General features: G+C 34.1%; 11 protein-coding genes. 9 read left to right on the plus strand and 2 right to left on the minus strand.

Annotated elements, in window-relative coordinates; all coding sequences use genetic code 11:
• Window positions 1-92 precede the first annotated feature (92 nt).
• From V192_RS0110220 to V192_RS19905, 9 genes are all read left to right on the plus strand, one after another.
• Window positions 93-731 carry a nitroreductase family protein gene (locus V192_RS0110220; RefSeq protein ID WP_025871404.1) on the plus strand — a complete coding sequence of 213 codons (639 nt, stop codon included), beginning with the start codon at window positions 93-95 and terminating at the stop codon, window positions 729-731.
• Window positions 732-743: 12 nt separating this feature from the next.
• Entirely contained in the window at window positions 744-1,109 is a 366-nt protein-coding gene (locus V192_RS0110225; RefSeq protein WP_025871406.1) for a DUF1304 domain-containing protein, read from the plus strand.
• 164 nt (window positions 1,110-1,273) lie between these two features.
• On the plus strand, window positions 1,274-1,870 hold the full coding sequence (locus V192_RS0110230) for a nitroreductase family protein (protein ID WP_025871407.1): 597 nt from the start codon (window positions 1,274-1,276) through the stop codon (window positions 1,868-1,870).
• Between the two features lie 25 nt (window positions 1,871-1,895).
• Entirely contained in the window at window positions 1,896-2,738 is an 843-nt protein-coding gene (locus V192_RS0110235; RefSeq protein WP_025871408.1) for a VOC family protein, read from the plus strand.
• A gap of 408 nt (window positions 2,739-3,146) precedes the next feature.
• Window positions 3,147-3,488, plus strand: a complete 342-nt coding sequence (locus tag V192_RS20910) for a hypothetical protein (protein ID WP_025871410.1) — start codon at window positions 3,147-3,149, stop codon at window positions 3,486-3,488.
• 191 nt (window positions 3,489-3,679) lie between these two features.
• Window positions 3,680-4,303, plus strand: coding sequence for a hypothetical protein (locus V192_RS0110250; protein ID WP_025871412.1), 624 nt, complete (start codon window positions 3,680-3,682; stop codon window positions 4,301-4,303).
• A gap of 209 nt (window positions 4,304-4,512) precedes the next feature.
• Window positions 4,513-5,172, plus strand: a complete 660-nt coding sequence (locus V192_RS0110260) for a hypothetical protein (protein ID WP_025871415.1) — start codon at window positions 4,513-4,515, stop codon at window positions 5,170-5,172.
• Window positions 5,173-5,447: 275 nt separating this feature from the next.
• Window positions 5,448-5,960 (plus strand): hypothetical protein, encoded by a 513-nt coding sequence (locus tag V192_RS22180; protein WP_239644641.1) that lies wholly within the window; start codon window positions 5,448-5,450, stop codon window positions 5,958-5,960.
• An 11-nt stretch (window positions 5,961-5,971) separates the two neighbouring features.
• Complete coding sequence (locus V192_RS19905; protein ID WP_239644642.1) at window positions 5,972-7,264, plus strand: C47 family peptidase; 1,293 nt, start codon at window positions 5,972-5,974, stop codon at window positions 7,262-7,264.
• A gap of 107 nt (window positions 7,265-7,371) precedes the next feature.
• Here the strand turns inward: V192_RS19905 and V192_RS0110270 are convergent, their stop codons facing one another.
• Together V192_RS0110270 and V192_RS0110275 are read right to left on the minus strand one after the other, a co-directional pair.
• The gene (locus V192_RS0110270) at window positions 7,372-8,658 is read right to left on the minus strand and encodes an ISL3 family transposase (protein ID WP_025871417.1); all 1,287 of its coding nucleotides are present in this window, start codon (window positions 8,656-8,658) and stop codon (window positions 7,372-7,374) included.
• Between the two features lie 365 nt (window positions 8,659-9,023).
• A partial coding sequence (locus tag V192_RS0110275) for an IS3 family transposase (RefSeq protein WP_025871419.1) occupies window positions 9,024-9,496 on the minus strand: 473 nt, incomplete at its 5' end.

Below are 9,496 nucleotides of genomic sequence, written 5' to 3' on the forward strand. Positions count from 1 at the left end.
AACACAAACTTTCTACTTTACATATTGCTGAGAGAGTGCTATATTTTTAATGTTCGAAAATAATCGAACTAAAGAAGGAAATGAGGGATATTATGGAAAACACATATAGAGAAAATAATTTTGAGACGATCATGAAAGGTAGGAGATCAGTTCGTAACTACGATCCTGCAGTTAAAATCAGTCATGAGGAAATGGAGCAAATCATCAATGATACAGTGAAAGCACCGTCTTCAGTAAACATGCAACCATGGCGTTTTACGGTTGTTGAAAGTGAGGCAGGCAAAGCAACCTTAGCTCCTCTTGTTCGTTTTAATAAATTACAAAATGACACATCAGCTGCGATGATCGTAATTTTCGGTGATTTAAATAGCTTTGAACATGCTGAAAAAATTTACGGTACAGCTGTTGAACAAAATCTAATGCCGCAAGAAGTCAAAGAGCGTCAATTAGAAGTATTGAGTCCGTTATTTGAACAAATGTCAACAGAGGACAAAAAAGAAATGGCAACGATCGATGGCGCCCTAGCTGCGATGAACCTGATGCTAGTTGCCAGAGCGTATGGCTATGATACAAATCCAATCGGTGGCTTTGAGCGTGAACAAATCGCTGAAGCACTAGGCATGGATAAAGAGCGTTATTATCCAGTTATGATCGTTTCAATTGGTAAAGCTAACGAAGAAGGCTATCATTCTTATCGCTTACCTGCAACTGATATCACAACTTGGAAATAGGAGGAGAAGCTCATGCATATTATTCCGTTAGTATTAGCTGTGATCGTAGCGCTTGAACATTATTACATTTTATATTTAGAAATGTTTCAAACGACATCTCCTGCAGCACAACGTAGCTTTGGATTGGATAAAGCATTTTTGGATGATCCAAGAGTCCAAACGTTATTCAAAAATCAAGGACTATACAACGGCTTTTTAGCTACTGGAATTTTATGGGGCGCATTTTTTGCCGTTAATAGTTGGAGCGTGGTAACGTTCTTCATCATTTGTGTGGTTGTTGCGGCAGTATATGGCGGGCTGACATCCTCCAAATCGATTTTGATAAAACAAGGGATTCCAGCAATTATTACTTTGATTACACTACTGATTTTTAGATAATGAAGAAAAAGTTTGAGGCAAGAAATCCCTTGTTTTAGACTTTTTTCTTTTATTTTGAAAAAAACTTATAAAAAGTAAGTCAAAATTCTTTACTTACTTTTAGTAAGGCGATATACTATGCAAGTAATCTAAAAACTAATTGAAATCGAAAAGGAGCAATACACATGACAGAATTTATCCAAGCATTAAAAAAACGCCGTTCAATCTACGCTTTAGGAGATAACCTACCACAATCACAAGAAGAAATCACAGCTTTGGTGAAAGAAATCGTTAGAGAAAGTCCTTCATCTTTTAACTCACAAACACAACGCGTGGTTTTCTTATTCGGAGATGCACACAAAAAATTATGGTCAATCACAGAAGAAGCTTTGAAACCTTTAACACCTGCAGAAGCTTTCCCAAATACACAAGCAAAATTACAAAGCTTTGCAGCTGGATACGGTACATTACTTTTCTTTGAAGATATGGATATCGTTAAAAACCTACAAGAACAATTTGAACTATACGCAGATAACTTCCCAGTATGGTCAGAACAAGCAAGTGGTTTGACTCAAGCCAATGTTTGGACTGCCTTAGCACAAGAAAATATTGGTGCAAATTTACAACATTACAATCCAGTCATCGATGAAGCTGTAGCAAAAGAATGGTCTATTCCTAGCCAATGGAAATTAAGAGCACAACTTGTTTTCGGTTCGATCGAAGCGCCAGCTGGCGAAAAAGAATACATGGAAGATAGCGCACGTTTCTTAGAATTTAACTAATAGCGAGCAAATGGAGGAGAGAAGCATGTACACATTACCTAAAGAAACGATTGTAAAACAAGTAAAATTGAAAGTAAAAAATCTCGATGTTATGACGGAATTTTATACGCAGATGATTGGACTTGTTTTACTGAAAAAAGAACAAAACACAGCTTTTTTAGGTGCACAAGAATCTTCTGAGGCAATCATCGTTCTGGAAGAACTTGTTGATCCTGTAGTGAAAGATAAAACGACTGGATTGTATCATACGGCTTTTCTCTTACCTTCTCGCAAAGATCTAGGCAATAGCTTATTATGGCTACTACAAAACAATGTTGAGGTCGGTGCGGCTGATCATGGATACAGCGAAGCAATCTATTTGAGCGATCCAGAAGGCAATGGTATCGAAATCTATCGAGATAAACCGATGACTGAATGGGATATTCGAGCAGATGGAGAAATCATTGGTGTGACGGAAGAGCTAGATGGAGATGCTGTAGTCGGAGAAGCAGATGGTCAGTGGTTAGGCATGGCGCCAGGCTCAAGAATTGGGCATGTCCATTTACAAGTCGCAGATTTAGATGAGACGGAGAAGTTTTATGAGCAACTTGGGTTTGCTTTGAAGTCTAATTTTGGTAGACAAGCTAAATTCTTTGCAGCGGGTGGTTATCATCATCATATTGGAACGAATATTTGGAATGGCCGTAACGTAGATTTGATTGGTGAAAATCAGTTAGGATTAGCATGGTATACATTCCAGTTGCCGTCTAAAGATGAGTTTGAGTTGTTTGTTGAACAGCTGGATGAAGCATCTGTTGAGTATGCGAATGTTAATGAGCAGGTAGTGATTCAAGATCCGAATGGGATGCAGATTAGATTTGGATATTAATTTGGGAAAGTCAACTTCTTAGAGGTTGGCTTTTTTTGTTTTGATTTGTAAAATTAGCAAGTCGTAAGGGTAGGGAATATGGGGGGGGATTAAAAACGACGGTTTTAAGAAAGAAGAAAGGATGAACAAATATTGATAAATTTTATAATAGGAATGGTAGTTGGTAGTTTTGGTAGCATTTTAATTCTGCTGTTTTTTCAGGGAACATATAAAGGTGATCATACTTGGAAAATGAAATGTGATAGACAATATTTAGAAAATCAAAAAGAACCTGCTTTGCGCTCACAAAGCAGATCTAAAAGCAACAAATAAAACGTACTACCGTATTCTTTGCTACTAATTTAATATAACAAAATTAGTAGCATTGTTCAATTAGGTAAAAAAGATGGTTTTTAGGAGAGGTGAAAAATGAAAGAGAAAGTTCTGTATGAACCAGTGAAAGAATGGCTGCTAAATGAAGTAGGCTGTGAAAATGTGTATCCTGAAATTTCAGATGCTGATGTTCTCGGAATTTCAGGAAGCACTAATATAATTGTAGAACTAAAAACTAGATTTTCCTTTAAGTTGCTAGAGCAGGCAGAGGAACGCTTGCAATACGCACAGTATGTCTATATAGCTGTTCCTTATCCTAAAAGTAGTGGGTTTAGTAAACCATTAGAAGAACGGCTATTAACTGAAGGGTATTCGTCTATTGTGCCAAATAAGTCGAAAGAAATTTTGCCATTTAAATTAAAAAGTGACAGGAGCTAGTACTAGTTGTTTTTTAGAGTAAATTTTGAAAGGAAACTAACTCTATAGATAAGCTGATATCCAACTTTAAAACTAAGAAATATTATGCAAATAAGCATAATATCAATACTTCTATTTACAAATAATTGGAATAATGTTATTTTTTTATTAAGTATAGCGCTTACTTTAATAAAAATATGGAGGTTCATTGAATGTTTAAAAAATCAAAATTTCTATGTCTTATTGCTGGAATATTCATGGGATTAATTCCATTAGCAACTTCGAGTAGTTATGTTTATGCTAACGAAACTTATAAACAAAGTTTAAATGAGACACAAAAAGTTGTAGATGAACAATTAAAAAAAATGGAAAATATGACTCTTGAAGAGAAAGAAGCTGAAGTCAATCGTTTATTAAAACAATACGATGGAATGACTGTAACTTTATATACTTCAGGTAATCCAATACTTAGAAATGCTCAACCTTCTACGGGAATTAAAGTCATTAATGGAGGAATGAATTTCTTTGCATACAATAAAGCAGGAATAAATAAATTGGCTAATCTTTTTGGTCAACTTTCGTTCGCTGAAGGAGCTTCAGGAGGCGCATCAGGTATGGCTGCTATTATTGCGGGTGCTCTAGGAGTTGCTACAGCAGCAACAGCAGGATTAGCAGCTATAATAGCAGCTATGGGAGCGTATGCTTTCCAACAGTTTGCAGATGCTAACAAAGTAATGCGTGAACATGAAAAAGCAGGGCATTCCAAAGCAGGTGTAAGGATTACCTTTACAGAGGTTCTTGATATTACTAATATGGGAATTAATGCTTATGGATAAAAAAATTCAAGGGATATTATTTTTAATTGTAATTACTATTCTTATTACTTTTCTATTCCTTGTGACGCATAACCGAAGTGGTTATGCGTCATTGCTCTTTTATATTTTTGCACCAATCATAAGCTATTTTGTTGGTAAAAATAACGGAAAGTAATATATAACAAACAAAAAAGTTTTTAGGCAAATAAAAAGACAAAAGGAGTTTTTTTATGAAAAGAAAATTAACTGTTTTTATATCTATCTCATTATTGTTAGTTACAACGGCTATCTTAACTGAAGTAAACGTTTATGCAGCTATGGAGCCACCAGAAGTAGAGACAATAACAATTCAGGAATTTACTGAACCATATAAAAAAAGGTTCACCATGCAATCTACACCTGAATCTGTTATTGAAGTATTAAATTTTGTTGAAAAATCAACTGATAGACAGACGAATCAATTGCTAAAATATGTTTATCCAACTTATAGTGATGCACAATTAAAATCTGTTAGTGCAAATTTAGAACAAACTAATAAATATTTACTCAACCAAAACTACAAAACAAAAATTGTGAAAGGCGTTTTGGATATTGCTCAATTGAAAGAAGAACTTTCTAAGGGGCGTCCAGTAATTGCCTACTTAACATCAAATGGTGATTATTGGATTGAGCAAGAGACAGCCGTTATTATTTTTGGATACCAAAAAATAAAGTTCCCGAATCGACCAGAAATGATTTCTTATACTTATAAAAGTATTAATCATGGCAAAGGGGCTATATATAGTGGATCAGAAAATGAAATTTATCTGTTACTGAACGAAGGCATAATAGACCCTTCTGCTAATGTTACTTTCAAATGGGATTCTACATTATACGGATTTAATAAATAGGGTTCTGTTGAAAATATTCTTCTAGACATTCATTTGGCGTAAAAAGGTAAACAATTCAAGTAAGACATCATCATGGTAACCGTAGGCTCTATCTACGACATAACTTAAATTGTCATGATGTATCAAAAATCCCTTGATTTTTCAGTATGCGATGAACTTGAACAGTTTATGAGAATAACAATTTAAAATGACTAGATGAGAAGTGTTGACTTTTCTTATTTATAACTTTACAACAGAACCTTATATAATTACACAAAATAGAAGGGGATGAAAAAATGAAGATGGTAAAAAAATTAGGGGTTATTACATTATTGTCAGTTGCATTCCTACTGAGTATTTTTTCTATAAAAACAGAAGCAGCCTCTCTATATGTTCAATCAACGGAAATCCCAAAAGAAGCAACTGAGAACGCTATTCATCATTGGGAAGATTATTTAGCAAATATGATTTATTTTGAAAATAAACAGGTTTCAGATTATTATCTAGGACAACCTTTTACTATTAGCTACCCCAAAAATATAAAATATAATTATCCTATAATAAGTAGTAAAGATAAACATATTGAATACATGCTACAAATCAATCAATCTGATTATCAAAATCCAGAGACATTTATTCTTTCAAAAGCTTTAGCGAAAAAGTTAGAAGATCTTAGTGAAAAACTTTCGACTGATGAGAATCAAGCGGTACTTTTAGAGGGAGCAAATCAAAATCTATTTTACAATTATCAAGGAGAACAAATGCCTCTATTCATAGTGGATGGTAGAAATTCTATTGAAAAAAAATAAATACTTCTAAGATGATTATTCATGATGTTACAGAAAAACTAGCAACACCTAATCTAAAAAAATCTAGAGCTTCAATTGAATTTGATAATAATGTTTTACCGTGGACAGTGTATGAAACACAAGGAGAAAACCCCTGGTGTCAATACTATGCTTATGCAGCAGTTATCAATAATCAAGCTGGAAAAGAAATAACGTCTGCTAAAAAAATTATTGATGGTGAATATCCAGATGCCACAGATGAACAAAAAGCAGATAGTAACTGGATTACAAGTGGTAGTTTGTATGATTCTATAGCATATGTAAATAAAACATTTAAGAAAGACATTAAATTTGAAAACAATATTCTCTCTTTTGAGAGTGTAAAAAATGAGATAGACAATAAAAGACCTGTTGTGGCAAATCTTAAATCTTATGATGATGATAGTGTGGCAGGACATGCTATCGTATTGATGGGATATACTGCAGCAAAAGGAAATACTTCCTATAAACCGTTTTATCATTATTGGAATCCTTGGTGGGAAGATACTTTTGTTGTTTCAAGTAGTTCCCCATATATGTCTCTTGGCTCCTATAATTATACGTGGAATAGAACGCTGTACAATTTTAAAGGCTATATTACTGAAAAGCCGTTAGAAGTGACTGAAGTATCTAAAACAGTAATGATAAACATACAAAATAAAACAATTGATACATTGCCTTGGGGCAGAAATGGCTACAATAATATAGCTTCATCGACTAATTATACTGGAAAAGTAATAAATATTACTCAAGATAGTGCGAACTATGCTTTTAGTCCAAATTTAAAAGGTTGGATCGATAAAAAAGGAATCACTGAAATTATAGCTACTAATTCTACGGGGATTATCGAAAAAGGAGGATACCATATTGATCAACTTCCTTGGTTTCAGGGGGTTAAACAATTAGGAATCACTACAGATCAAGTAGGGAGAAAAGTCATAGTAACTGCTAAAAATGGTTCTTACTATTATGTTGAGAATTTAGGCTGGATAGACAAAAGAGCATTTAACTCTGCACTTCAAAAGTCTGTAGATGCTACTCCTAATCAAAATAAAACAACGAATACAAAATGGAAAATCATAGAAATAGAAAGAAGAGCTGAGGTTCTAGGTAACGGAAAGTCAGTTGACAGCTTACCTTGGGGAAAATCAGGATATGTAAAAGTAGACAACTTAAATAATCATATTGGAAAAAATATCAGATTAACCCAGGAACAAGGAGCATATGTCTATAGTCCTGATATACGGGGATGGATAGATGTAAAAGGATTAGGTATTCAATATTAATAATAATGGTGTGTAAAAATAATGGCTCATTGTCAAATCGGACTGATGAGTAGAAATAAGGAGGTTGGTTATTGAAAACGAAAAACTTTCGATAACCAACTTCTTTGTTATGTCATTTTTATCAAATCGTTCATAAGAAAAATCCGTGTTTTCATATTTTGAAAGGATTTGAAACCATAAGAGACACGCTTTAATGTCTTTATATGTGTATTCATTGCTTCCAGCTTTCCATTAGAATAAGGGTAAATCATGGCATTACGAATCCCTTCTTCATAAGAGAGTAAGTGGCTAATAGTTGTACGAAAGGTCTCATCCAATTCCTCTGGAAGAGAGCGTAATTGTTCAAAGAATTGTTCATGATCTTTCCTTCGGAAAGTTTCTGTTAATTCATGAAATACTTGATACGTAAAACGCAGTGCTGGAGAAAAATCAAGGAGTCGATCAATCATCATAGCTTCTGTCAGATAAGGAAATTTAGGTGCTTTAAAACTGCGCCATGTTTTGTAAGTTGAATGATTAATGTTGGCACGATCTTTCAATAAAAATCGCCAATTACTTTTCAATTTATTGGCTAAATTATGCTTATTATCTTGCCTTAATCGGGCAACCTCTTTGATGCGAAAGGTATTAAAGGCGCGATTAAGGTGTTGAACAATATGAAATCGATCAATGACCAGCTTTGCTTGAGAGAATACACGTGGAATCAATTGAAAATAAGCAGCATTCGTATCGGTTACTAAAAATTGTATATTGTCTCGATTTGGACATTTCTGAAAGGAATAAACCAAGTGGTTCACTTTTCTAGAAGGAAGAATATCCACCAACTGTCCGGTTTCTCCGTTGGCACAAATGAAACTCATTTTGTCTTCAAGTGATGTATGGGAGCGAAATTCATCTACCATCAGCACAGAGGGGAGATAGGTTGGTTTTCGTGTAGGTAGATAAACTTCTGTACTTTTAAGAATACGAATGACTGTTGTAATGGAGACATGACACAGAGAAGCAATTAATCTAAGAGAAATTTTTTCCTTTAATAAAGCTAGAATTTTGGTATGTACGTGCTTGGCGATAAAACAATGAGGAGACACAAAATAGGATTGAGCTGTCCAATGACGCATACAAGCGCGACAGAAATAGCGTTGTTTCGCCAGTTCCATAACGAGAGGTAATTGGTTAAATGAATCAAACCGAACCCTACTGATTTTGGTTCCATTTTTATTTACTGCTTGTTTTTCAGTAAAGGGATCCTTTGTACAGTTACAATGAGAAAAGCAAGGAACTAGTTTGGCTTTAATGACCAATGTTTGTCTGCCTTTTATTTTTTGTTCTAAAACAGCTAAAATCGTGAGATTTTTATCTATGATTCGGAGCATTTTTTTGATAGTATTAAGCATAGCATATCGTTCCTTCCGTTAGATTTGGTGTCGTAACTTAATCTTATCAGAGAACGATATGTTTTTTTATCTAAAAATGAACATGGGACTGAGAAAAGTATTTCTACTTTCATCAGTCCCATTTATTATAGAGCCAAAATAATTCGTATAAAGTTGTTATAAATTGAGGAGAGTGGGACAATAGTCCTCTCTCTTTTTTATGTTCAATAGAGTATAGGCAAGTGATTATTTTATGAACGTTGATCTGACAAGATTATTCCGTGTTCAATAGTGTTGCTCAAAAAAGGAGTTAGAAAGCTGTAGTGACCCCAAAAAGTTAGACTTTTTTCGGAGTAGAGAAATCTACTCCGTTTTTTTATTCGTTATTAGGCTGCTTTACTTTTGGCTATTCGAAACTGTACAGGACTTTTCCAGTTCAGCTTCTTTTTCATTCGTTCATTGTTGTAATAATAGATATAGTTATCGATTGCCGTTTTTAGTTCTTTAAAACTAGAATAGGTTTTCCCGTGATAAATTTCTTGTTTTAAAAGACTAAAGAAGTTCTCCATGATTGAGTTATCAAGACAATTGCCTTTTCGAGACATACTTTGGAAAATGTTCTGTTTCTTCAGTCTATAGCTATAAGCTTTCATTTGATACGCCCAACCTTGATCTGAGTGAAAGGTGCGACGATAAGGACAATCATTCGTCAGCCTGATTGCTTCTTCTAATCCTTCCATTATTGCCAGTGCATTTGGTTTTTCTGAGATACGATAAGAAAGAATTTCACTATTATACATATCCATAAAAGGATCTAAGTATAACTTCTTTGACGAATGATCTTTGGGATCACAGTAAA

Origin of the sequence: Enterococcus crotali, assembly GCF_000633635.1 — a bacterium.
In the GTDB taxonomy this organism is placed as follows: domain Bacteria; phylum Bacillota; class Bacilli; order Lactobacillales; family Enterococcaceae; genus Enterococcus_L; species Enterococcus_L crotali.